We start from the raw sequence: 25,810 nt of genomic DNA, 5'->3' as shown, positions 1-25,810 counted from the left end.
GGTCAGCAGTGCAGCGCTAAACGGACAAGGTATTTGTGAGCCTTGGACTGGTTCTTGCCAGCGTGTCGCAAACTGTCCACGGCGGATTGAAATTCGGCTCGGTGGGCGTCGCTGCAGAAGGCCACGGTGCCATTTTGCAGCTGCGCGCTGTGCGCCGTGGAGGCGGGGTGGTCCGACCATGGACACTTGGCATTGGGGTTGCGCCGCGCTTCGGCGTTGCGCGCGGCAAGGGTCACTACGCGATCAAAGAGATCACGGTCCTCGGCGCGTTCAAATCCAACAATATGCCCTTCAAAGCGGGTTAACGCATCAATGGAGACGGGTTTGCCGCTCCATGGATCCGCACGATTGATACTCGGTGGTTCTTTTTGCTTGCTTGCCGTCTGACGGTGTGGCGCGGCACCATGGTCATGCCCGTCTCCATCCGTCTCGCCATGTTGTCCATGGCCTGCACCGCTTTGTACCGGCCGTTCCCCAGTATCGGTTCCGAGATAGCGGGCCACCTCCTTGAAGTAATCTACAGCACGCTGCATCTTTTCTGCATGTGCACGCGAACAGAACCCCACCGAACCCTTTGACAGGGACACAACAGCGTCGCGCTGGACGCGCTGGCCTGAAATCGGACATTCGGTGTTAAGTTGAACTTGGGCAGATGATCCGCGATCCCGGGCCGCTGCAACGGCCTTCGTGAACTTGTCGCGATGCCGGGTGGAGCAAAACCCGACCTTATGACCTTCGAACGTTGTGGTAGCCGCGTCGGAAACGGGTTTTCCCGACCAGGGACAGGTTTCATTTACACAGGCTTTGTGGTCTTTTGATACCCTGTAATGCGCGGTAACGGTCGTCCGGTCCCGCCAGGCTTCCCGCACCATGTTTTCGGCATCCTTTTTCGCACAGATACGACAGTGTTTGCCTTGGCAATCGATCACGACGAAAGCTTCGAAATCGCCAAAACAATCGTATTCGACCTTACAGATCTTTCCGCAGGCACACTCCATATCAATCCCTTTCTCGTCATCATCTTCATGCGGGTTACCATCCGGGTCATAGGGGTCGCCGGTGCCGTGCGGAGATGGATGCACGCTTTCTGGATCGCCCCCAAAGCCACGGACCCGTTCCCCGATCTCGAAGAGATAGCGCTTGAACACCGGGTACCAGCGGTCCTTTTCCGGCATCCCGTCAAAGACATATTTGAGGACCGACAGTTTTTCGGCCTCTCCGTCCAGCAAGTCCGGTCCTTTGCCCACCGGGATGGTCAGATCGAAAGCGCCAACCCATCTCAGTGTTCGGCCAGAATACTGCTTTACCGACAGCCGATAGAGATCACCGTCAGTGATCCCGAGGGGCAGCGTCACGCTTAAAAGACCTGCAATGTTCAGGTCTCGCCCACCGGGTAAGGCGACGTAGCTGGCCTCACCAAGTTCAAAGCGGATTGTGTGATCATCAACGCGTTCCAGCTGTGCTGGCCCCTGTCTGCGTGCCGTCAAAGCGATCACGTCATCAATATCCACATCCGGCAGGTAAAGTTCTGCCTTGCTGCCTATGGGCAAATTGTTGCGTGAGAACACCAGTTCGTCCGGGCGGCGCCTGACATAGGCTGACGACGCAACCTGCGGCTGTGGATCAAGCGCCAGTTCCGTCGGCACGTCTGAAGGTTTGACGTCAATGCTGGTTTGGGCGGTTCGGGTGATTTCATCGAGCCCCGGATTGGCGGCAGGCACAGTCGCCAGATTGCGTTGTGCCAGGTTATCGCTCGTAAAGGGCGACTGCCCCGGTTGAATTGGGTCATCACCATATTGGATTTCAGCGACCAGGCATTGATGGTACCCGGCAATATGCTGGATCATCGGCCGCGCAGGGCCGCCTTCGAGGACCATGTCGAAAATGTTGAAGTCGTCAAACGGGCCGTCGTCCTTGGGGTACCGCGGGAAATGCGCATTGACCGTGTTCACATCCAGCCAACAGCCATAATAGCGAAACACCATGTTAGGCCCTTCACCCGGCAGCGTCTGGCGGTTCACCGCATTGTCGTCCTGCTCGGACATCTCTTCGCCGGGCGTGACGCGGGGCGCTGCAAAGAAGGGAATGGATGTGATTGGCAAGCCCTGCTTGCCCAGACCGGGAATGCGACCTGCGGGTCCCTGCAAGGTGCGATAGGTGCCGCTGGTATTGTACTCAAGGGCTGTACCGACGGTATTGAACAACCGAAAGAACACCTTCACATCATCCGCATCCTCGCCGGGAATGGATAGGAACCGCACGCGGGCGATTGCGAAATTGTAGGTGCCGTCCTCATTCTGCGGCACAGTCATCACAACAGGATTTGCGTCTTGGGAAGGATCCAACTGATCAAAGGGATGATTGTCGGTATCATCGGATTGCCCCGAGTCTTCAAAAGCTTGCAGCAAGCCCTGGACGTAGGCTTCAGGACCGCCCGCACCATTCACATCACCGACCCTGGCCTTGTGGATACGCAAATCCGTGCTCAGCCATGCCGGGTCCCCATCCTTCATGAAAGGATTGGCCCGTTTCATCAGCGTGAGTTGAACATCAATCCGCCGTCCATTCAGCCGTGCGGTGACCTGCACGTTGCGAGTTTCGTCGTCCCCAAAGGTGTCATAGGCATTTTCGTTGTCAAAAATGACGTCATAGACGTAGCGATATCGTTGCGCGAAGTCAGGGTTGGATAGGGGATCAATCTCGAATTCGGCACGATTCAGTTCAATGCGCATGCCGGGCACATTTCCTCCGCCGGAAAACTGCCAACTGACATCAGGCTCTTCGGCGGGCACATTCAGTTCATGGGGCAGGAAACCCTGATAGATGAAATCAATTCCTTCAGCGAAAACCGCCTCGTCGGTGTCAGAGTAGGGCGGGCGCAGGGCTTTGACCGCCAATTGCGAATAGGTACTGATCTGCAAGACCGCATAGGCTTCCTGATGCGACAGGCGAATGAACTGAGCCTGCCGACAGGGCGTATTGCCGTTGCGCAGAACGAAGAGCATGTAGTTCCCCGGAGGGGCCAGATTGGAGGAACTCGGGGCGCGCGCGGTCAGCGTGTCGCCATTTTGCACGAAGCTTAAGGTCAGGTACCGCTGATCGCCATCGAAAGCATGCGTAAAGCTGCCACAGCGCATCAACACCACACGTTGCATGTTGGCGCCGGTTGCCATGCGAATGGTGAATTGCTCATTATAGGTGATGGTGTCTGGGGCTGCATCAATCGTTGGTCGGTTGCCCCCATAGCTGGGACGAAAAACCTCGATCCGGGTTTCGCGCGTGGCACCGTCCGGATCGGTCAAATCAGCACCGGTATGGGTGGAACCGGCTGTCCAGACACTGCCATCCGGCTGCAACAGCGCCGTTGAATGATAGCCCCTTGGCACAGTGGCCTGATCGGCATTGCCATTCAGGGTTTGCCAAGTGCCCTCGCCATCCGTGTATTGCCCGGTATTCCAGTCAATCGCGGGCGTGTAGATTTCCGGAGACTGCACACCGGTGTTGTCGGGCCGCATGCCGTTGCTGACAAAGACCTGACCTGTCGGCAGCAGGATGCCCAGCAAGTGTTCGCGAATTGGTGGTGTCGGGTCGGAGTTGAAAGCCTGCCGGGCACCCGCCGTCAGCCACTCGGGGCCATCGGAAGCGCGCAGATTAAGCCTTTCAGGCTGCACATCACCGCAGACCATGATCCAGAAATTGTTGGCGTCGCCATGCAGGATCGGCAGAATGATTGAGGTTGTGCGGGCGGAGCAATTGGCGTCGTCGTAGGCGTTGTCCAGGTGGCTGCCGTAGCCGGAACTGGCAAACTCTCCGCTGTAGGGATCAAACAGTCGCGTGTCGCCATGCGCCTTCGCCAGGGTGCTGAAAAAGACATGACCTGTCGGGGCCAGATGTAACCTGTCGTATTCGTCTAGAACCTGGTCAGGTGCCGTCCGCTCTGCGAGGAGTTCAGTCCAGTTGTCGCCCCCCGGTGAATAGCGTTCCGGAATGTTGTTGCTATGACGCCGGTCACCCGGGGTCGGATAGTTGTCCGCCAAATCGGCAGGTCCCGCCAGCGGGTGGCCCCCCACGGCCAGAACTTCGCCATTGCCCAGTGTGACCAGCGTCGGATACCAGCGCCCGCCACCGCGCAGGTCGCTGCCGGGTTGCGGATGCATAAAGGCTGCTCGCCGCCATTCACCCGCGCGCGGCATATAGGTGAAACTATCGCGAATACCGGTCCCACCGTGGTTGTGGTCATGTTCCGCAACAATGTCGCTGGTCGGGACTGCCCAGCCCCCGGCCACCAGAACCCGTCCGTCATGTAGCTGTGCATGCCCTGCACAAAACAGGTTTCGGTCACCAACGGGCAGATTATCAGTGGATTGAAAGCTCTGCTCCGTGACGCCCGGGTTGCCGCAATCGTAGAGGTAAGACCGCCCTGCTTCGTTGCCGAAAAACCCTTCGAAATAAATGATTTCGCCCTCAGGGCGTCCCGGCACAAGAGCCGCATGAATCGCCACGATTTCGGACTCGAGAACTTGATCCCAAGACATTGGACCCCCCTGACAAATTTTTTAACCTAAAGTTGAATCATAACACATTGCGCAACATCTTGCACATTTGGGGCGCGGTCTTCCGCGCATGCAGTGTTTCATTTTGAGGAATATTCGATGTCGCAAGTGGTCATCGTCAGAAAATCCAACCTACGATGACAGGGGAACGGCGTCTGGCAACAACCGCACAAAAACACTTAGTTCGGATTGTAGTAGGTGATCAGAGTGCCGCCCCTGATAATTATGTTTATCCTCATGTTGCTCCAGGTATATAAACCATTATTGGGCGGATCTGGATCGAATGCAAAATGTGGTCCTGCTTTGTATTTCTGACGGTTGATAGCCCAATCCGCGTCTCTGAGCAGCTTGCTGGCTGGATGCCCGTGATCGGGGGTATTGAAAATCCAGTCATGTACGATCTCGCCGCCAATGGTGAGGGGAAAACCTGCTATCGTCGGGATCAATATCTGTGCACCGGCGTAGCCGTTCTGCTTGGCACGCGTGCCGGGATAGCCTGCGACTGTCCAGGCCGAGGGTGTGTATCCGGCGAGTTTGGTGTTAAGGTTCCGCTGCTGTGGCACGGTCAGCGACGCCCAGAAAGCGTGGGCGGCAGCTGTTCGTGTCAGTTTCAGATTGCCATGCCTTGAAGCGGCGACAAACGCTGCATCTGTGCTCAACGGATCAAGAGCGAGATCAATGGCATCAAGTTTGCTCGCGACGTCCGCTGCGGTTGTTTTACGGGTGTCGGCGGATTGCGCATAGACTTGCGCCTGGGCAGGGGTCAGGGCCTGCATTGTGCTGAATGTTGTCTTGTCAGCAGTGGTGTCATCCGACGCCGAGGTAATGCGCAGCTTCTCGGTCGCCAGTTTGGCTTGTTCGGTTGTAATCGTCGTTCGGTCGGTCGACGCGGCATTATGATAGATCAGCAATTTCGCGATATTGGCTTCGGTTGCGGCCACCTGCGTCTTGAGCGTGCCCGCCTGATCCAGAACCCGTTGTCCATCTGTAAGAGCTGGGATCAGAGCGCGGATCGCGGCGGTCTTGAGCGTCATCCTGTTCTTGTCGATCGTAAAGGTCTGAATATCGGCGGGTGTCGCCTGGCCTGCCCGGTGCGATGTTCGCACGACCTGCGATTGGGCGGCCCAGTCGAGCTGGATCTTGTCGGTCAACGCACTGATGGACCAGTGGGGCCATTCTCTGATCAACATTTGAAAATCGTCCTCGACAAGCTCCCACTCCGACCCCATGGAGGCCTCATCGGTCACGGAATTTGACAGGTTGATCAGCTGCGCGGCAGATGTGACGTTCTGTTCTCCTGCGAGGGCGACAATCTCTGGCACGGTTTTGGGCAATCGGGCGAGGACCTGCAGCATTGCAAAACTTGGTGGCGCGGCCAACCCGGCGGTGCCAAGGTTCGCCAGCGTGGCAATGTCAGTACCGCTCCGATTGAGGCCGATCAGCAATTTGACATCACTTGCCGTCGGTGCTTGAGGGACGCGGTAACGGTAGAGATCGGCAATATCTGTCGGCTGACCAGCGCGCGCATATCCCAAAAGATCGCTGATGGAAAAACCATAAGCCATCAACGCGCCCGCTTGCGAACTCGTAAGTCCAAACGTTTGCAGCAAAGCGATATCACCTGGAGGCAAGCGCATGTTGTATCGGTATAACAGATCACCCCCAAGCCCCCGGTCATGGCCCATATTGTCACCGCCAGCCATCTGGATGGTTTCCGATGCGGCAGCGCCCGAAGGCACAGGTTGTGGTGCATTCTGCGTTGCTCCCACCGCTTGCAGTTGCCGGACAACATTGCTGCCATCGGCCGCTCTTTGCAGCTGCGGTATGGAAGACGCGCCCAGTGTTTTTGACGATCCGCGATTGACCTTCTGCGGAGTGTCGCCCTTGGCAGAGGTCCGGTCGCTGGTTTGCGGCGAAGTTGATCTCAACATTTCAGGTACCTGTCGCATCGGTCGAGGGAACGGCTGGTTATGACGTCAAAAATCGAAGGAGCGGCCCTTAGCGAGGCGAGTTTCGACAGCTACCGCTATCATTTTCACAAAAGACCAAGTGATGGATTGAAGACTGCCACGCAGTTTTCGATGAAGCAATCAGAATAGGCCGGGGTCAAAGACCGGGTTGCTGAAAAGCGAAGCCAGTAGGAAGGGAATTGCGCGTCGATCCATAAACCTTGTCTTGAGCCTGATTTCTTCCTCGCGCCGTCTCTTAAGACTACGTCGGGGATCACACCTTAGCTGTTACTTTTTGAACCCGCCCTCTCGAATCGTGTTATGCGTGTAGGACGCATATGGGAGGATTTCATGAAAACAGTCGCTTTATCGCTTGCCATGTCACTCGGGATGGCAACGGGCAGCTTTGCTCAATCCGCAGCAGATTTGCAGGCAGATGCTCAGACACCGCAGGACGTTCTGGTTTACGGCATGGGGTACGACCAAAAACGGTTTTCTTCTCTCGATCAGATTTCAACAGATAATGTATCAAGCCTTACACCGGTCTGGGCCTATTCACTTGCCGATACACGCGGGCAGGAAAGCTTCCCGATCATTCACGATGGCAAGATGTACGTCACGACACATTCCGCGACGATCGCGCTTGATCTCGCGAGCGGCAAACAGTTGTGGAAATCCTCGGTTGAATATCCCGCCGAGACGCCGCGCGTCGCATGTTGCGGTATCGTGAACCGAGGTGTGGCGATCCTGGACGGCACCCTCTACCGCACAACGCTGGATGCACATGTCATCGCCATTGACGCGGCCACCGGTGAAGAGAAGTGGCGCACGCAGTCGATCGACTACAAACAGGGATATTCCTTCACCGTAACCCCTCTCATTGCCGATGGCGTTGTAATCGTGGGGATTTCAGGCGGTGAATACGGCATTCGCGGCTATATCGAGGGCTATGATCCAGCGAACGGCGAAAGGCTCTGGCGTACCTATACAATTCCTGCGCCTGGCGAGCCCGGCAGCGAGACCTGGCCTGAGGGGGATGCCTGGAAGCGGGGCGGCGGGCCCGGCTGGCTGACCGGGACCTATGATCCGGAGCTCAATCTGGTCTATTGGGGCGTGGGCAACGCGGCCTCCTGGAACGCGGGATCGCGGCCCGGGGACAATCTCTACACCAGTTCCGCATTGGCCCTCGATCCCAAGACAGGTGCAATCCAGTGGCACTATCAGTTTTCTCCGAATGACCCCTTTGATTACGATGGGACCAACGAATTGGTGCTGGCCGAGATTGATGGGCGCAAGGTGTTGATGCAGGCGAACCGTAACGGATTTCTCTACGTTATTGACCGCACAAACGGTGCATTGGTTGCGGCCAACACATTCGTGGATGATGTGACCTGGGCAGACGGTGTTGATCTGACGACGGGTCGGCCGGAACACACGGATGTGTATGAAAAAGCTGTCGCGGGCGAGCCCGTAACCTATTGGCCTTCGGCTTTTGGCGGCAAGAACTGGTCGCCCATGTCCTACAATCCCGACAGCGGTACTGTCTTTGTGAACACTCTGCGGATCGGTATGAACTACAAAGCGGTTGAGCCAAAATACCGCGCAGGTGTTTTCTACTTCGGGGCTGAATTCTCATGGGACTGGCCGGAAGGACATCGCGGAGAGTTACGCGCTATCGATCCGATGACGGGCGATGTGAAGTGGTCGCAGCCTGCGGATATTCCCCGTTTGGGAGGCGTGCTTTCAACAGCTGGCAATCTGGTCTTCACCGGCGCGCAAACTGGTGAGTTTGAAGCTTTCCATGCGGAAACAGGCGATAAACTCTGGTCATTCAACACCGGCTCGGGTGTCATCGGCCAACCGGTCACCTGGGAGATGGCGGGCAAACAGTATGTCACCGTCCTGAACGGGTCGGGTGGCGTCTACGCGCTTTTCTCCGGTGACGAACGGCTGGCTGAGACACCGCCCGGCGGGTCGGTCTGGACCTTCGCATTGCCATAGGGTGTCCGAAACGATGCGCAAACTCTTTGTGTTTTTGGTGCTGGCCCTCTTCGGAGGGCCGGTTGCCGCTCAGGACTCGCACCCGCAGTTTGCAGCCGGTCTTGAAGCCTATGAGTTCTTCTGCTCGAAATGTCACGGCAAGGACATGGTGAACCCTGGCGTGTCCTCCTATGACCTGCGGAAATTTCCACGCGACCAGAAGGATCGTTTTTACAGTTCCGTTCGGAAAGGTAAGGGCGACATGCCCGCCTGGGGAGATGTAATTTACCCCGAGGAGCTTGATGCGCTTTGGGTCTATGTGGCAACGCGCGGGGGGACCGAACCCTTCCCCGATGAGGAACACTCCGCCAAGCCCGCAAATCCAGTCTCACTTGTCAGGGCAGGATACCTTACCGCATGTCTGTCGCGCAATGCGGGCGTGTTGTCTGGTCGACGCGCGGCGGGGGGATCTGGCTTTGACTTCCGTGTCGGCGAAGCCTTGGCGCAGTCTCTGGGGTTAGATCTGGATGTTGTCTGGGTTGAAAGTGAGCCTGGCGAGGAGAGCGATCCGGTCCATGAAACCTATGCCATGCTGGCCTATGGTCTGTGCGATATGGTGCCGTCCCATCCACTCTATTCGCGTGCGGTTGGGGTGCCGCCGACTGACAAGGCCGCTCTTCCCCGGTGGTTGGGGATGCCTGAGGTGATAGACGCTGAAACTCAGCGACGCATCAACGCACCTCCACCCTATGTCGATCTCGAACCAATTGCCGTCACCAAACCTTATATGCGGGCCGAGATTGGCCTCGCCTACGTTGAAACCACGACGGAACCCAAAGACCTGGCAGATGTGTTGCCGCGTCGACTGGCGTATCAACAGGGCACGTTGTCGGGCGCATTATTGGAACTCGACGCGCCGACGCAGGCAAGCAATGCAAAATCGTTCAATCCAGGGCCCCGCTTCTTGTGGCAATTGGAGAGCGGGGCTGCGGATGTGGCGATTGTCGATGTGGCGGCCTTTGATGCTCATAGACATCACAACAGCGTATCACGGTTGCGACTTGCCAAATGGCGCCACCGGGTGGGCATGGATATTGGAATCGCTGTTTTGGAAGCGGACAACGATCTCAAACAGGTTCTCGATACCGCGATATCGACGCTTCACCGATCAAACAGGCTGGTTGAATTTGCAGAGGCCGAAGGGGTTACTTACAGCCGACCGCAGTTTGACGGGTTGCGAGCGCCTTTCACCTGGCGCTCTCTTCGCGAGACCAATTGATTGGGTGTTGATCAGGGCGATACACGCCGTGATTGTGCCGTAAGCCCAAATATGTTAGCCTGAAACTGCTATTTACCATTTTATCAAGACATTTTTCTATCGGCCCTCTGGCCGCCCACAGTGAATTCATCCGCGTTAGCAGAGCGCGAAACTGCATCAGCAGTATGTCTGCCTGTTCTTGTTTTTTAGATCAAAGGATTTCTCCATGCCAAATTTCGACAGCGACGTGATCATCATTGAATCCGATCTCATTCTTCAAACGCGCGATGAACATATCGTTCAGGTCGCTCAAGACGGCTCAATCACAGTTCGAAGTGTTACAGGCGGTCCGGCGGAGGATATTCTTCATTTCGATCCTTCAAATCGGCTGCTTCGCATCGGGGGCGATGCGTCATCGGGTGCAATTGCGCTTCGGGATAGTTCAGGGACCACCACCGTTTCTCTGACCGGTGCCAGCGGCGGGCTGACACTGGGCAACGTGGGGTCGCATGGTGACTTGGCAATCAGAGACACCAGCGGGACCACAACACTCAGTTATCTTGCGGCGACCGGCGAGTTGATCGTTGGAGGGCAGGGCAATGAGGGAGAGGTCCAGATACGTGATGCCCAAGCGCGGCTTGCCATCCATCTCGAAGGGGACACGGCGGCGGGTTTTTTTGGGACCGAAGGGAATGAAGGCGATGTTCTGGTACGAGACGGCCAGGGCCGTGACACCTGCCACATCAACGGTTCTGCAGGCACCATCGTCCTGGGGTCCGAGGGCAATGCGGGCGCGCTCGCCGCTCGGGATGCCTCCGGTGAGCAGTCTGCATTTCTCGATGGTGAGACCGCGCAGCTTATCCTGGGCCGCGCTGGTAACGAGGGGGATCTGAGAATTCGCGATAACAGCGGGACCACGGTGTTTGATTTCAACGGATCAACTGCCTGGTTGGAAATCGGCGGTTCTGGCAATGAGGGGGACCTCGCTATTCAGGATGGCAGTGACCGGCGTGTTCTGCATTTCGATGGTGCAACTGCTTTCCTGCGCGTAGGTGCTTCCGGAAATGAGGGCGATATCGCCGTCCGTGATGGGTCGAACCGCGAAGTTTTCCATATCGATGGAAACACCGCGTGGCTGCGTGTGGGCACAAACGGGAACGAAGGTGACATTGAAGTTCAGGATGGGGCCGGGCGTCGTGTCATGCACATGAATGGCGCAACCGCTTTCCTGCGGGTGGGGGCCTCGGGTAATGAAGGCGACATTGCAGTTCACGATGGATCGAACCGCGAGGTTTTCCATATGGATGGCAACAATGCCTGGCTGCGCGTCGGCGCAAGCGGGAATGAAGGCGATATCGAAGTACAGGATGGCCGTGGTCGCCGGGTCATGCACATGAATGGCGATACGGCAGCGCTTTTTCTGGGCGCGGAAGAGAATGAAGGCGATATCTTTATTCGCGACAATCGCGGGAACGATGCCATCCGAATGAATGGCGAGCACGCCGAGATTTTCGTGGGCACGGACAACAATGAAGGTGATGTGCGCGTATACGACAACGAAGGGCGACAGGCGATTCATCTGAACGGGGGCACCGCAGAGGTGTTTGTGGGTACCCAGGACAACGAAGGCGATCTGCGGGTTTTTGATAACAATGGTCGTGAAGCCATGCATTTCAACGGCGCGACAGCCGAGCTTTTCATCGGCGCACAAGACAATGAAGGCGATGTACGGATCCGCAACGATGCAGGGAACGAAACCATCCACATGAACGGTCGAACCGGGGATATCATTCTGCGCAACGGTGATGCCGCGGAAGATTTCAAAGTCGCCTGTGCTTCGGATGCGATACCGGGCTCCGTGATGGTGATCGGCGAGGACGGCGCGCTCAGGCCCTGTTCCCGGGTTGCCGATCGCCGGGTGGTGGGCGTTGTGGCGGGCGCGGGGAATTACCGACCCGGTATTGTCCTTGATCGCAATCCTGAGCGGGACCACCCCGTAGCACCAGTGTCAATTATGGGGAAGGTTTCGGTTCTGGCGGATGCCACCAAAATGCCGATCAGGGCTGGCGACCTGCTCACGACCTCTGACCGAACCGGTCACGCTGAATGCGCAGGCAATGACGCTGCGGGTGCGATCCTCGGGAAAGCGCTGACCTCTCTTGAAGACGGTTGCGGCATGATCGACATGCTGATCACCCTGCAATAGGAGGTTACCATGGATATCAGTGTCCGAGAGATGCTCGATTGCGTCGATGCCGACCTCAATCAAGATCAATCTGTATTATTCAGGCTCTTTGGGTTTATACGCAGCAGGGTTCCACCTGATCCGGCCGGGGTTGTTGCAAGCGTGTCGCTCCGCCAGCTTGCCAACGATATCGGCGGGCAACACATCAACATCAATGTCATCCGCGTTGGGTTTGACGCGCTTGGGACAACGGCATTGGCCGATGCGCTGATCGAACTTGACTACTCGGTTTACCGCATCCGCAATATCTACCGTCCGCGCAATCTGGGCGTCGGGCGCGTATTGCACTGGTTTGTCGACAGCGCAGATGCAGACGGTATGGATGACATCGGTGGCACGGGGGAAGCCCGTGATCTCTGGGAATCCTTCTCGGTTCAGAACAATGGGATCGATGCCTTTGTGGTTCGCAATATTTCTGGCACCTTGCTTGGCCTCTCACCGAGGCCGGGCGATTGCGACAAGGGGTCCAAGGATGATGGGTGTCTTGCCGGAGGTATCGACAGCAACGATGAGGGTTTGTCCCGAACATTCGCCCATGAAATCGGGCATTTCCTCGGTCTGCCACATAATCATGATGCTTTGCCAGATGGGCCCTGTCCGACCGGGAATGACCGGTTTAACCTGATGGCTCAGACCGGCTGCGTGCCCTTTATCGCCGGTACTTCGACCCGCGACACCCGCACAGCCGTCAATCTCGATAGTGATCAGGGTAGCGACATGCGTGAACACTGTGCTGTAAGGGAGGGATGTTGAGATGGCCGGAACCAAACCTGTAAGCGCCGATACCAAAAAACTGATGTCTCTGGCGCGATCGCCCGCCGGGACAGCCGGACGTGCCTTGGCCTTTGCCGAGCTCGTGGAAGCTGCACCCCGTAACCTGACGGGATTTCTCAAGAACATTGCATTGGACAAAGAGACCGACATTGGGTTGCGAAGCAAGGCCATCGGTGCCATCGGTGAGCGCGCCACGCCTGCGGCCCTCGAGGTTTTACGGTCCTCGCTGAAACTGAAACATCCAATGCTGAAAAGGCGCGCCATTGAGCGGATCGGCAAGGTGGGCACAGCTGCGGATCTCAAGCTCTTGAAATCGTTGAAGAGCGATGATCCCGCAACACGTAAAACCATTCGATCCGCCCAGGTGTTCTTGTCCTATAAGCACGGGCTTGGGGCGTTTCGGCTTGATGCCCAGACCAGCACATTGCCAGCGTCTAGCGCGACAACCCAGCTTGCCACCATACGGCCCGCCAGCTCTGAGGTTGCGGCAAGGCTGTTCAAATTGGTCCGGGTGCCGGGGCTCAAACTGGCAGCGCAGGCTCCGACAGAATTGATCTGCGGATCTCATCGCTATGCGCTCTTTTCGGTCAAGGGGGTCAATTTGCAGACTGAGTTGACGCACCAGCAAGCGATACCTGTTGTCGTGACCGAGGAGAATATCGAAACCGGTCTTTATGAGCCGATGTATTATATCCTTACGGACCCGGTTGGACGCGGTAGAATTCGTATTTCCGTGATCCGCCCTTCTGGCAGGTTGATGCTTTCGGGGATCGGTACGCAAGAAACGGATGCCGTGACGTTTGCGCTTGAAGCCGCCGTGGATTCCTTTCATCCACCCACGTCGGTTGTTGGGCGTGTCGGAAAGGATGGTGTGCCGATGTTGCAGTCCGTCCTCACCCAAACACGTTTCGCTAAGGCTCAGGCAAAGCGGCTCAAACGCCCCAAGCTTCAGGTGCAGCCAATAGGGGATTCCAGCTGACAAGGCCGCTTGTGAGACCTTTGAACCGGCAGGTGCGCTTGGGTGCGGAACCCTGCGTGTCGCGTGGTAACTTTGGCCGGATCAGTCCGGTTCGAAGGTCAGGATATCCCCCGGTTGGCATTCGAGATAGGCGCAGATCGCATTCAAGGTGGAAAACCGAACGCCTTTGATTTTACCTGACTTGATCAGCGACAGGTTGGTTTCCGACAATCCGATCGCGGCTGCAAGTTCGCGTGAGGATGTCTTGCGTCTTACCAACATGAGGTCGAGGTTCACTTGGATGGCCATGATGTGTTCCTCAAAGAAATTGGCTGTTTTCGTCTTCGGCAAGCCACGCGCGTTCGAGCGTCTGTGATATCGCCAGCAGCACGACGCCGACAATCGCGAATATAATGTCGAGGTCCAGAGGGTCCCATCCAAATTCAAACCCATCCGTCGATGGCAACCCGATGATGATCAGATACTGCATCACGCCTGAAACAAGATTGTAGCCGACCCAGAACCCGATAAGCCCCCAAGCCATACGTTTGAGGTTTTGTCCAAGGTCTCTGAAGTCTTGCTTTGGCCCACCTCCGAGAATCGTCCAGGCCGCGCGATAGGCGCTTGCGAGATAACAAAGTGCCGTTCCGGTCATGATCAGGCCGATGATCAGCGTCCAAACAGGCGGTGAGGTGTCTTGCTGTGGAAAATCGAATGCTTCCCAGATGCCGTTATGAACCCCCAGAATTTGGCCGATCCACAATATTCCAAGTATTATGCAATAGTAACAGATGCTTAATATCATTGCGGTTTTGGCAAAATACGTCATTTTCGGGTCTCCTTACTTGAGAACGGGCATATAGTTAAACGGCAATAACTAAATGTATTACATCATATAATTTATGTAAAACATAAAATAGTTGTTGAATTACTGTCGCTACCCTTCTAAATCGCCGCCATAACGATGACCAAACCTAAGAATCAAGGGTGACATATGAATGAAATTTTAAAGATTGCGGGCTTGACCGCCTTCGGATTGCTTCTGGCTGCATGCTCGGACGCGCCTTACGATCCCATTGTCGATGGCCAAAAGAATGCGTCTTATGAAAATGACCTGACCGCTTGCCGTCAACTCTCACTACAGCAGGACAAGACAAATGACGGGGCTACCGGCGGCGCCATTGTCGGGGGATTGATCGGTGGCGTAGAAGCAGATGATGGTGACGAATTGGGCGGAATGGTCGCCGGGGCGGTTGTCGGCGGTCTGATCGGATCGGCGGAAGAAGGTGCAAAAGTCGAGGACGCCAGAGACCGTATCGTTTTTAATTGCATGCGCAGTAGGGGGCATAATGTCGTTGGTTAGAACGGTGATCAATCCGTTGAAAGAGGCGCAGGGTTTGGTCGCAGTCGCGATCATAGTAGTTGCGTCGCTGCTGCTGGTGGGCTGTCAACAGGTCGCGGTTCTCACCATGAACCAGATGGTGACAACAGAATTTCAGGTCGTGGGCACAAAGCTCCTGATGCGCGGCGAAATCAACTCCAGATCGCTTGGGCAATTCGAAGAGGTCTATGCAGAAAACCCTGATATCGACACCCTGGTTCAACTGGATGTGCCCGGCTCCATTGACGATGATGTTTTGGTTGCATTCGGTTACCGGGTTCGGGAACTGGGTCTGAACACGCATCTGACAGCGCGTAGTGAAGTCTATTCAGGTGGGGTGGATTTGTTTCTGGCTGGCGTTAAGCGAACGATGGAGCCAGGGGCAACGCTTGGGGTTCACTCCTGGTCAGACGGGATCAAAGATGCGCAGGACTATCCAAAAAGCGCGCCAGAGCACCAACAGAACCGTCGTTATATCGAACGGATGCTTGGCGATGATACCTTCTATTGGTTCACCATTTACGCAGCATCCGCAGAGGACATCCACATCATGACCGAAGATGAAATTCGGCGCTACGGGCTTTTGACAAACTGATCACCGGACATGTAGCCTTGGCGCAATTGCCCTGAGAAGCGGTGCCCACAACGGGCACCGCATTGTGCCTTGGAATTATTCGGCCGCTTCGGCGTAGTCTTCCATCGGCGGACATGTGCAGATCAGGTTTCTGTCGCCGTAGGCGTTGTCGACCCGGTTGACCGCCGGCCAATACTTATCAACGCCCAGATTGCCGGGCGGGAAACATGCCTGTTCGCGGCTATAGGGTCGATCCCAGTCTCCCACGAGGTCACGCACCGTGTGGGGCGCGTGTTTCAGCGGGTTGTTTTCAGGGTCGATCTTGCCGTCAATGATCTCCTGAGCTTCCGCCCGGATGGACAGCATCGCGTCGACGAAACGGTCAAGCTCGTCCTTGGGCTCGGATTCCGTTGGTTCCACCATCAAGGTTCCTGCCACCGGCCACGACATGGTTGGCGCGTGAAAGCCGCTGTCGATCAAACGCTTGGCGACATCATCCACGGTAACGCCCCCATCATCGTTCAGAGGGCGTGTATCAAGGATACATTCATGCGCGACGCGTCCTGTTTCCGACGTGTAGAGGATCTTGTAGGCATCCTTGAGCCGTGCGGCGATGTAGTTGGCATTCAGGATCGCAACCTTGGTCGCCTGCGTCAAACCGGCGCCACCCATCAAAAGCACATAGGCCCAACTGACCGGCAGGATCGAAGGAGACCCAAAGGGCGCTGCCGATACCGGGCCGACCGCGGTGCCATATTCAGGGTGCCCCGGCAGATGCTCCTCAAGATGCGCTTTGACGCCAATCGGACCCATACCCGGGCCGCCGCCGCCATGTGGAATGCAGAACGTTTTGTGCAGGTTCAGGTGGCTGACATCGCCTCCAATGTCACCGGGGCGCGACAGGCCGACCATTGCATTCATATTCGCACCATCGATATAGACCTGCCCGCCGTGGTCATGGGTGATCTGGCAAACCTCCTGCACGGTCGTCTCGAACACGCCGTGGGTCGAGGGGTAGGTAATCATGCAGGCGGCAAGGTGATCTGAATGGATTTCGGCCTTCTCGCGGAAATCGTTCAGGTCGATATTGCCTTTGTCGTCCGCTTTGATCGGAACAACCTTCCATCCGACCATCTGGGCGGATGCCGGGTTTGTACCGTGGGCAGACGTGGGGATCAGACAGACGTTGCGCTGCTGCTGACCGTTTGCCGCGTGATAGTTCCGGATTGTCAGCAACCCGGCGTATTCACCCTGCGCACCGGAGTTCGGTTGCTGGGAAATCGCATCATAGCCGGTGATCTGGCAGAGCTTGTCATTCAGATCGTCGATCATCTCGTAATACCCTGCGGCCTGATCCGCTGGCACGAATGGGTGCAGATTGCCAAACTCCGGCCAGGTAACCGGTATCATTTCGATCGTGGCATTCAGTTTCATTGTGCAGGAGCCCAAGGGGATCATCGCCCGGTCGAGCGCCAGATCACGGTCGGCCAACCGGCGCATATAGCGGGTCACTTCCGCTTCCGCCCGGTTCTTGTGGAAAATCGGGTGGGTCAGATAGGGGCTGTCGCGCAGGGCGTAATCCGGCAAACGGTAGTGCTTTTTCGAGCTGTCATCCGCCTGATCGATCCCAAATGCACCCCACACGGCTTCAATGGTTTCGGGCCGCGTTTGCTCGTCCAACGAGATACCAACATGGGCTTCACCCACTTTGCGCAGGTTGATGCCGCGTGCTACGGCAGCCTCCATAACGGTTTTCTGCAGTGGGCCTACTTCGACAGTGATCGTGTCAAAGAAGACATCGGGCTGCACCTTGAAGCCATGTTCCTCCAACACATCCGCCATACGCGATGTCTTGCGGTGCACCGATTGCGCAATGGCCTTGATCCCGTCGGGGCCGTGATAGACCGCGTACATTGACGCGATGACCGCAAGCAGGGCCTGGGCAGTACAAACATTCGAATTGGCCTTTTCACGGCGGATGTGCTGTTCGCGCGTCTGTAGCGACAGCCGGTAGGCCTTGTTGCCGCGCGCATCGATGGAAACCCCGATGATGCGGCCCGGCATGGCGCGTTTGAGTTTGTCGGTGGTGGCCATATAGGCCGCGTGCGGCCCGCCGTATCCCATTGGGACGCCGAAGCGCTGAGTGGAGCCCACGGCAATATCCGCGCCCATCTCACCGGGCGATTTTAGCAGGGCCAGCGCAAGAATATCTGCGGCAACAACTGCTACCCCCTTGTTTTCATGCAATGCGGCGATCTGATCAGTGAAATCGCGCACATGCCCGTAGGTGCCCGGGTACTGAAAAATCGCTCCGAAGACCGCGCCTGCATCTAGTTCGTTCGGGTCCGCCACGACGACATCGATCCCAAGGGGTTCGGCACGCGTCTTGATGACGGCAACCGTCTGCGGGTGGCAGTTCTTGTCCACAAAGAAGGCCGCGTTGTTCGCTTTGGTACGCGAACCCCGATGGGCCATGGTCATGGCTTCGGCGGCGGCGGTTGCCTCATCCAGAAGCGATGCGTTCGCCACATCCAGCCCGGTGAGATCGGAAACCATGGTCTGGAAATTCAGCAAGGCTTCAAGGCGTCCTTGAGAAATCTCGGGCTGGTAGGGCGTGTAGGCCGTGTACCAGGCCGGGTTTTCAAGAATATTACGCAGGATAGGGGCGGGCGTCGTTGTGCCATAGTACCCCTGGCCTATCAACGACGTGAGAACTGTATTCTTGCCCGCGATGTTTTTCATATGGAAGAGCGCGTCGCGTTCGCTCATCGCCGGGCCCCAATCAAGGGGTTCTTTTTGGCGGATGGCAGGAGGAACCGTGGCGTCGATCAACCCATCAAGGCTGTCGAAACCAATCGCCTTAAGCATCTCGTCCATCTCCGTAGGCGAGGGGCCTATATGGCGACGATTTGCAAAGTCATAAGCTTGGTAAGTGGTCAGTTCAAATGCCATCTCAATGCTCCTGAGCGTGGATTACACCGCCGAAAGCACAAAAGGCTTCGGCGGCTGGATGTAGGATGAATGGGGTTAGCTGATAAAGGCCTTGTAGCCGTCAAGATCCATCAGGTCTTCGAGCTGACCGGCATCCGACAGCTTGATCTTGTAGATCCATGCGTCGCCCTCAGGGCTTTCATTCAGATTGGCCGGGCTATCTTCCAGATCGCCATTGACCTCAACCACTTCACCATCGACCGGCGCATAGATTTCGGAGGCGGCTTTTACGGATTCAATCACGCCGATCTCATCCCCTTTCTCGAAACTGTCACCGACTTCTTTTTGTTCGACAAAGACAATCTCGCCAAGCTGGTCGGCGGCGTGTTTTGTGATCCCGAAGGTGGCTGTATCGCCCTCGACGAGGACCCATTCGTGTTCTTCTGAGTAATATGTGGACATGTGAGAGTGCTCCCTGGTTTTAGCGTTTATAGTTTTGTTGCACGAATGGCAGTGAAACGATTTCGGCAGGCTGCGCCTTGCCACGAATGATCAGGTTGATCTTTTCCCCGGCTGTGCCATGCCCCTTTGAAACATATCCCATGGCAACGGGTCCACCCACCGTAGGGCCGAAACCGCCCGAGGTAATCTGACCAATTGTATTGCCTGCCGCCGATTGGATTTCAACACCCTGACGCGCAGGCGCACGCCCTTCTGGTTTGATGCCTACCAGCTTTTTGTCTGCGCCTTCGGCTAATTCCCTCTGAACGCGCTCTGCACCGGGAAAGCCACCTTCCTCCTTGCGCCGTTTCTGAATGGCCCAAGCGAGGCTCGCCTCAATCGGGGAGGTCGTCTGGTCGATATCATTGCCGTAGAGACAAAGACCGGCTTCAAGGCGCAGACTGTCGCGCGCGCCAAGACCCGCCGCCTCGCAATCGTCATGGGCGAGAAATGCGCGGGCGACCTTCAAAGCACCGTCTTCCGGGATCGAGATTTCGTAACCGTCTTCGCCCGTGTACCCAAGCCGGGAAATACGGCATTCGAACCCTTCGATCTGAGCCAGCGTGGTTTCCATGAAGGTGAGCTCTCGGACCGCAGGGCAAAGTGCCCCCACGACGTCTTCTGCTTTGGGTCCCTGAACCGCCACCAGTGCGCGGTCAAAAATTTCGGTCACTTCAACGCCCTCAAGATGCGCCGCCATATGCGGGATGTCCTGATGTCGCATCGATGCGTTCACGACCACAAAGAAATGATCGCCTGCGTTGGAGACGATCAGGTCATCCATGATCCCGCCGTCTGAATTGGTGAAGAAGCCATAACGCGCCTTGCCTTCTTTCAGACTTGCATAGGCCTGCGGGCAAATGCTTTCGAGTTTTCCCCCGACATTCTCGCCCCGCAAGATGACCTGACCCATATGGCTTACGTCGAACAAAGCCGCTTTTTCGCGGCAGTGTTTGTGTTCACCCATTATGCCCAGAGGGAACTGGACCGGCATTTCCCAGCCCGCAAAATCAACCATCTTGCCGCCAAGTTCGACGTGCAGATCATAAAGCGGGGTCCGTTTAGGTGCATCACTCATGGCAAAGTCCTCCAATTCGTTGGTTCAGGGTCAATCGCGGACGACAACAACGCTACAATGTGCGTTTCTCACCACGCGGGCAAGGTTTGGTCCAATTTCATAATTGGGGAAATCGCCCCGCGCGGATGCCATGACAATCAAGTCAAAGCCCTCTAGATGGGCCAATCTGAGAATTTCACGGTACACGCTGCCTTGGGCCACATGCACCGGGATGTCTTGGGCACCGCCTTCGGTCAGGATGGCCCGGAGTTTGCCGCTCACGTGATCTTTGGCACCGGCACCGTAGTTGGCCGGCAGGTTTGGCAATTGGATAATATCCGGAATGACCGTTACCGCCTGTAGCTCGGCACCATAGAATTTTGCCTGTTCCAGAGCAAAAGGCAGCGCCGCTTTCCAGGAGCGGCTATCGGTGTGGTCGATGGGCAGAAGAATTTTAGTGGCCATGTGCCATCTCCTCGAAAATGTGTTTCTCGAATGAGGAGGGCCGGTTTCGGCCCTCCTCCATAGGGTGTTACTCGGCTGGTGTGGTGCCGCCTTCTTCGCTGGCACCCCCTGAGGCGAAGAACTCTTTCGTCAGCTTGAAGACGATCGGGCTAAGCAGAGCCAGAGCGATCAGGTTGGGGATTGCCATCATCGCGTTCAGCGTGTCCGCCAAGAGCCAGATGAAGCCCAGATCCGCGGTCGCACCGAAGTAAATCATCACGATCCACGCAATGCGGTAGACGATCAGAACTTTATGACCCAGCAGATAGCCAACGCACTTCTCGCCATAAAAGGACCATCCCAGAATGGTGGTGAAGGCAAAGATCGACAAGGCAATGGCGATCAGGTAGCCACCGAGGCCCGGCAAGCTGGTCTCGAATGCCAGAGAAGTGAGGGCCGCACCGCTTTCGCCGCTTGTCCATGCACCCGAAGCAATGATTGCGAGGCCAGTGATCGAGCAAACGATAATGGTGTCGATGAAAGTCCCCAGCATTGCGACCAGCCCCTGGTTGACCGGTCCTTTGGTGGAGGCCGCCGCGTGGGCGATAGGGGCTGAGCCAAGACCTGCTTCGTTGGAGAAGACGCCCCGCGCCACCCCAAACCGGATCGCCGCCCAAACCGCCGCACCCGCAAAGCCACCTTCGGCCGCAGATGGCGTGAAGGCATGTGTGAAGACAAGGGAGAGCGCATCACCGATGCCGCCGATGTTGATCAGCAGAACCAGCAGGCCAGCGACGATGTAGCTGACGGCCATGAAAGGCACGAGCTTACCGGCAACGGCACCGATGCGTGTGATCCCACCCAGAATGACAGCCGCCGTGAGGATCATAAGAACCACGCCCGTGACGGATGTGTTCAGTCCAAAGTTGGCCTCAAGAACCTGTGCAACACCATTGGCCTGAACGCCGTTACCGATGCCAAATGCCGCGATCGCACCGAAGAGGGCAAAGGCAAACCCGAGCCAGGCCCATTTCGCGCCCAGACCGTTCTTGATGTAGTACATCGGGCCGCCGACAAAATTGCCCAACTCGTCTTTTTCGCGGTATTTCACCGCAAGGACGGCCTCGGCATATTTAGTGGCCATACCGACCAGAGCGGTCATCCACATCCAGAAAAGTGCGCCCGGACCGCCCAAGAAGACAGCAGTGGCCACACCGGCGATATTACCGGTGCCGATGGTCGCTGACAGCGATGTCATCAGAGCGTTGAAGGGGCTGATCTGTCCTTCACCCTGACCTTCCCGACCCTTGAACAGCAGGCCAAAACCCGTGCCCAGTTTCAGGATCGGCATGAATTTCAGCCCGACCTGCAGAAAGAAACCAACGCCCAGAATGAGAACCAGCATCAGCGGCCCCCAGACAACGCCATTGATGGCTCCTACGATTGAATTTAACGCTTCCATGAAATTCCCTCCCTTTTGCGTTTAGTGAGTGCCTTCAGCCAAGAGAGCAGCTTTGCGCGCTTGCTGAAGAGTTGCGAAATCTGCGTCTGCATGAAACGAAGATCGTGTGAGTGGTGTTGCCGACACCCCAAGGAACCCCTTGGCGCGGGCCATACGTTCCAGTTTCTGAAACTCATCCGGGGTCCAGAACCTGTCTATCGCGTGGTGTTTCGGGGTCGGTTGCAGGTATTGCCCGATCGTCAGGAAATCCACATTGGCCGCTCGCAGGTCGTCCATGACCTGTCGGATTTCGTCAAAGCCTTCACCCAATCCGACCATCAATCCCGACTTCGTGAAAACCTCGCGATTGGCCCGTTTGGCGTCATCCAAAAGCCGTAGCGATCGGTAATATCGCGCCCCGGGTCGGACGGTCGGATAAAGCCGTGGAACAGTTTCGAGATTGTGGTTAAAGACATCCGGTGCCGCGTCAAAAATCGCCTGCTCCGCATTGCCTTTAGCTAAAAAGTCAGGTGTTAAAACCTCGATGCTCGTGGTGGGGGCATGATGCCGAACGGCGCGGATGGTTTGGGCGATATGCGCGGCACCTCCATCTGGGAGGTCGTCGCGATCCACGCTGGTAATCACCACGTGCTTCAGACCGAGTTTTTTGACCGCCGCTGCAACGCGCGCGGGTTCAAACGCATCCAACACCTCGGGACGCCCGGTAGAGACATTGCAAAAGGAGCATCCGCGCGTGCAAACCTCGCCCATGATCATCATGGTGGCATGTTTCTGAGACCAGCACTCACCGATATTGGGACAGGCAGCCTCTTCGCAGACCGTTGTCAGCGCGTGGTCCCGCATAAGCTTTCGGGTCTCGAAATAGGCCTTTGAGTTTGCAGGCTTCTTTCTGATCCACTTGGGCTTGCGAGGGATGCTTGTGCTGGTCTTGTGCGCCTTCTCCGGATGGCGGTGACGTATTTGAACCGTCATTTTCACCATCCCCTATGCGTGGACCGCGCGGCCGAGCGCATCAAGACAGGCTTCCTTGACGGCTTCACCCAGCGCCGGATGGGCATGGCAGGTTCGGGCAACATCGCCGACGGTTGCCCCGTTTGCCATTGCCAAAACCAGTTCGGCAATCAAATCACCGGCATGTGCGCTACAGATATGGGCACCGAGAATATTGCCATCGGGGTCGCAGAGCACTTTCACCGCGCCATCGGTTTGTCCTGATGCGCGCGCGCGCGAGTTCGCCATCAGGGAGAATTTTCCAACGCTGTAGTCGGTGCCCGCCTCTTTCAGGGCCTCTTCGGTGAGGCCAACGGATGCCACTTCGGGGTCGGTGTAGACGACTCCGGGTACGGTTGCATAATCGACATAGCCATTAAGTCCCGCCAGCGTTTCCACGCATGCGACGCCATCCTCTTCAGCCTTGTGGGCCAGCATCGGGCCGGGAACGCAGTCACCAATGGCATAGATGCCAGGGACTGACGTCTGAAAGTGATCATCCACGACAATGAAGCCGCGTTCGCAGGTAACGCCGAGCGCTTCCAGACCCAACCCGCGTGTGACCGGGCGACGGCCAATCGCGATAAGCACTTTGTCGGCATCCAGCGTTTCCTGCGTGTCCCGTCCCACGCGGTCCAGGGTCAGGCGCAGGCCGTCATCTGTTTGGGTGATCCCGGTCAACGCCCTGCCCAGTTGGAATTTGAGGCCACGCTTGGAAAGAGCGCGCTGCGCCAGCTTGGCGGTCTCTCCGTCAATCCCGGGCAAAATCCGGTCAAGATATTCCACAATCGTCACCTTCGCGCCCAGTCTGGACCAGACCTGTCCCAATTCCACGCCAATGACACCGGCACCGACCACCACGAGATGATCAGGTACCGCGTCCAGTGTCAGAGCGCCGGTGGAGCTCAGCACGTTGATTTCGTCAATCTCGATCCCGTCAAGCGGTGTAGGTTCGGAGCCGGTTGCAATTAATATGTTTTTTGCCTTGAGACTGACCGTGTCCTGGCCCTGGCGGATATCGACGCGTCCGGGGGTCGGAATCGAGGCCCAGCCGTTGATCTGTTCAACCCCATTCTTCTTCAAAAGAAACGCAATGCCTTTGGTTAGATCGCCAACGATCTTATCTTTGCGCGCCATCATCGCGCCGAGGTCAAGCGCGGCCCCTTCAACCGCGATTCCATGCGCAGCAAGGCCCGATAGCTCGGCAAACTTACCCGAGGAGGTCAGCAAGGCCTTGGAAGGAATGCACCCGACATTCAGACAGGTGCCGCCAAGGCTGCCGCGACCTTCGACACAGGCGACGGACAGCCCAAGCTGTGCTGCACGGATGGCGGCGACATATCCGCCCGGGCCTGCGCCAATGACAATCAGATCGTAGGTCATTTCCTGGGTCCGCCTTCAGGTTCAGTAAATTGGATGGGACGCGCAGAGATGGCTGACCGCTTCCCGCGTGCGGCTCTCAATTTCCGGGCTGCCGTCCGGAGATGCGGCGAGCGCATCCAGCACATCACTGATCAGATGGCCGATCTGCCGGAACTCCTCAGGACCGAAACCACGGCTACAGCCAGCGGCGGTGCCGAGGCGGATGCCGCTTGTAATGGTTGGTTTCTCCGGGTCCCCGGGCACGCCATTTTTATTGCAGGTCATGCCTGCGCGTTCGAGCGCGGCTTCTGCGGCGTTGCCCTTGACGCCTTTTGGGCGCAGATCGACCAGCATCAAATGATTGTCGGTCCCGCCGGAAACGATATCGCAGCCTCTTTCCATCATCACGTCCGACAGGGCCTTGGCGCTATCGACAACAGACTGCATGTAGGTCTTGAACTCTGGCTTCAGAGCTTCGCCGAAGGCCACGGCCTTCGCCGCGATCACGTGCATCAACGGACCGCCCTGCAAACCGGGGAAGACCGCCGAATTGATCTTTTTGGCGACAGCCTCGTCGTTGGTCAGGATGATGCCACCACGTGGCCCCCGCAGTGTTTTGTGGGTCGTCGAGGTCACAACATGCGCATGCGGCATCGGCGACGGGTGCAGTCCGGTGGCAACGAGTCCGGCAATATGCGCCATATCCACGAGCAGCCAAGCGCCCACTTCGTCGGCGATTTTGCGAAACTTCGCAAAGTCTATCGTGCGTGAATAGGCGGATGCGCCCGCGATGATCAGTTGTGGTTTTTCCTTGCGCGCAAGATCAGCGAGCTGGTCGTAGTCAATGGTTCCGGCCTCGGTCAGCCCGTATTGAATTGGCTGAAACCATTTGCCCGAAAGGGCGGGCTTGGCGCCGTGGGTCAGGTGCCCGCCGGCATCCAGAGACATGCCTAGAATCTTGTCGCCCGGTTTGAGCAGCGCCAGTTTGACAGCACCATTGGCCTGTGCACCGGAGTGTGATTGAACGTTGGCATATTCGGCCCCGAAGAGGGATTTCAGCCGGTCGATGGCAACAGCTTCCACTTCGTCCACAAATTCGCATCCGCCATAGTAGCGGCGGCCCGGATATCCTTCGGCGTATTTGTTGGTCAGAACCGACCCTTGCGCGTCGATGACTGCTTTGGAGGTGATGTTCTCCGAAGCAATCAGCTCGATTTGGTTTGCCTGTCTCTTTGCTTCTCGTGCAATGGCTGCGGCGATCACGGTATCCGCTGTATCTAGCGATGTCTTGAACATTGGCCCCTCCTGAACGAATCTCTCATTCGAAACATTTGTTTCCTATAGTGGAGAAATTCTCTTAATCAATATAAATTCTCGAATATTCCTAATTG

Annotated in this window: 19 protein-coding genes; 7 read left to right on the top strand and 12 right to left on the bottom strand. The window is 56.8% G+C overall.

The features are described 5' to 3' along the window. Nucleotides 1-2: 2 nt before the first annotated feature. Nucleotides 3-4,535 carry a galactose oxidase early set domain-containing protein gene (locus Q0802_RS12845; protein WP_298918793.1) on the bottom strand — a complete coding sequence of 1,511 codons (4,533 nt, stop codon included), beginning with the start codon at nt 4,533-4,535 and terminating at the stop codon, nt 3-5. Nucleotides 4,536-4,732: 197 nt separating this feature from the next. Beyond that, nucleotides 4,733-6,484, bottom strand: coding sequence for a hypothetical protein (locus tag Q0802_RS12840; protein ID WP_298918790.1), 1,752 nt, complete (start codon nt 6,482-6,484; stop codon nt 4,733-4,735). 369 nt (nt 6,485-6,853) lie between these two features. Between Q0802_RS12840 and Q0802_RS12835 the strand changes: the two genes are divergently transcribed. From Q0802_RS12835 to Q0802_RS12815, 5 genes are all read left to right on the top strand, one after another. Next, nucleotides 6,854-8,503: a PQQ-dependent dehydrogenase, methanol/ethanol family gene (locus Q0802_RS12835; protein WP_298918787.1), complete on the top strand. Its 1,650-nt coding sequence runs from the start codon at nt 6,854-6,856 to the stop codon at nt 8,501-8,503. A 13-nt stretch (nt 8,504-8,516) separates the two neighbouring features. Next, a complete protein-coding gene (locus Q0802_RS12830; RefSeq protein ID WP_298918784.1) occupies nt 8,517-9,761 on the top strand; it encodes a c-type cytochrome in 1,245 nt (414 codons plus the stop codon). Between the two features lie 205 nt (nt 9,762-9,966). Then, on the top strand, nt 9,967-11,946 hold the full coding sequence (locus tag Q0802_RS12825) for a hypothetical protein (protein WP_298918781.1): 1,980 nt from the start codon (nt 9,967-9,969) through the stop codon (nt 11,944-11,946). 9 nt (nt 11,947-11,955) lie between these two features. Further along, nucleotides 11,956-12,738, top strand: coding sequence for a hypothetical protein (locus Q0802_RS12820; protein WP_298918778.1), 783 nt, complete (start codon nt 11,956-11,958; stop codon nt 12,736-12,738). A gap of 1 nt (nt 12,739) precedes the next feature. Then, the gene (locus Q0802_RS12815; protein ID WP_298918775.1) at nt 12,740-13,738 is read left to right on the top strand and encodes a HEAT repeat domain-containing protein; all 999 of its coding nucleotides are present in this window, start codon (nt 12,740-12,742) and stop codon (nt 13,736-13,738) included. A gap of 81 nt (nt 13,739-13,819) precedes the next feature. Here Q0802_RS12815 and Q0802_RS12810 read toward each other — a convergent pair whose 3' ends face one another. Beyond that, complete coding sequence (locus Q0802_RS12810) at nt 13,820-14,026, bottom strand: helix-turn-helix transcriptional regulator (protein WP_298918772.1); 207 nt, start codon at nt 14,024-14,026, stop codon at nt 13,820-13,822. A 10-nt stretch (nt 14,027-14,036) separates the two neighbouring features. Next, nucleotides 14,037-14,546: a hypothetical protein gene (locus Q0802_RS12805; RefSeq protein ID WP_298918769.1), complete on the bottom strand. Its 510-nt coding sequence runs from the start codon at nt 14,544-14,546 to the stop codon at nt 14,037-14,039. 165 nt (nt 14,547-14,711) lie between these two features. Between Q0802_RS12805 and Q0802_RS12800 the strand changes: the two genes are divergently transcribed. Next, nucleotides 14,712-15,080, top strand: coding sequence for a glycine zipper family protein (locus Q0802_RS12800; RefSeq protein WP_298918766.1), 369 nt, complete (start codon nt 14,712-14,714; stop codon nt 15,078-15,080). Continuing rightward, nucleotides 15,067-15,693 (top strand): alpha/beta hydrolase, encoded by a 627-nt coding sequence (locus Q0802_RS12795; RefSeq protein WP_298918763.1) that lies wholly within the window; start codon nt 15,067-15,069, stop codon nt 15,691-15,693. The genes Q0802_RS12800 and Q0802_RS12795 overlap by 14 nt, the downstream gene beginning before the upstream one ends. A 75-nt stretch (nt 15,694-15,768) precedes the next feature. Here the strand turns inward: Q0802_RS12795 and gcvP are convergent, their stop codons facing one another. From gcvP to glyA, 8 genes are all read right to left on the bottom strand, one after another. Next, nucleotides 15,769-18,624, bottom strand: a complete 2,856-nt coding sequence (gene gcvP, locus Q0802_RS12790; RefSeq protein WP_298918761.1) for an aminomethyl-transferring glycine dehydrogenase — start codon at nt 18,622-18,624, stop codon at nt 15,769-15,771. Between the two features lie 75 nt (nt 18,625-18,699). Beyond that, nucleotides 18,700-19,065 carry a glycine cleavage system protein GcvH gene (gene gcvH / locus Q0802_RS12785; RefSeq protein ID WP_298918759.1) on the bottom strand — a complete coding sequence of 122 codons (366 nt, stop codon included), beginning with the start codon at nt 19,063-19,065 and terminating at the stop codon, nt 18,700-18,702. A 19-nt stretch (nt 19,066-19,084) separates the two neighbouring features. Continuing rightward, complete coding sequence (gene gcvT / locus Q0802_RS12780; RefSeq protein ID WP_298918758.1) at nt 19,085-20,182, bottom strand: glycine cleavage system aminomethyltransferase GcvT; 1,098 nt, start codon at nt 20,180-20,182, stop codon at nt 19,085-19,087. Between the two features lie 30 nt (nt 20,183-20,212). Further along, a complete protein-coding gene (locus Q0802_RS12775) occupies nt 20,213-20,626 on the bottom strand; it encodes a universal stress protein (protein ID WP_298918756.1) in 414 nt (137 codons plus the stop codon). A gap of 67 nt (nt 20,627-20,693) precedes the next feature. After that, nucleotides 20,694-22,067 (bottom strand): sodium:alanine symporter family protein, encoded by a 1,374-nt coding sequence (locus Q0802_RS12770; RefSeq protein ID WP_298918755.1) that lies wholly within the window; start codon nt 22,065-22,067, stop codon nt 20,694-20,696. Between the two features lie 21 nt (nt 22,068-22,088). Beyond that, the gene (gene lipA, locus Q0802_RS12765) at nt 22,089-23,039 is read right to left on the bottom strand and encodes a lipoyl synthase (protein WP_298918752.1); all 951 of its coding nucleotides are present in this window, start codon (nt 23,037-23,039) and stop codon (nt 22,089-22,091) included. A gap of 12 nt (nt 23,040-23,051) precedes the next feature. Then, nucleotides 23,052-24,440, bottom strand: coding sequence for a dihydrolipoyl dehydrogenase (gene lpdA / locus Q0802_RS12760; protein WP_298918749.1), 1,389 nt, complete (start codon nt 24,438-24,440; stop codon nt 23,052-23,054). Between the two features lie 21 nt (nt 24,441-24,461). After that, nucleotides 24,462-25,715, bottom strand: coding sequence for a serine hydroxymethyltransferase (glyA, locus tag Q0802_RS12755; protein ID WP_298918746.1), 1,254 nt, complete (start codon nt 25,713-25,715; stop codon nt 24,462-24,464). Nucleotides 25,716-25,810 lie beyond the last annotated feature (95 nt).

The sequence above is a fragment of the uncultured Roseobacter sp. genome, from assembly GCF_947495275.1.
Lineage (GTDB): Bacteria > Pseudomonadota > Alphaproteobacteria > Rhodobacterales > Rhodobacteraceae > Roseobacter.
This window is presented reverse-complemented; position numbering and strand designations above follow the sequence as displayed.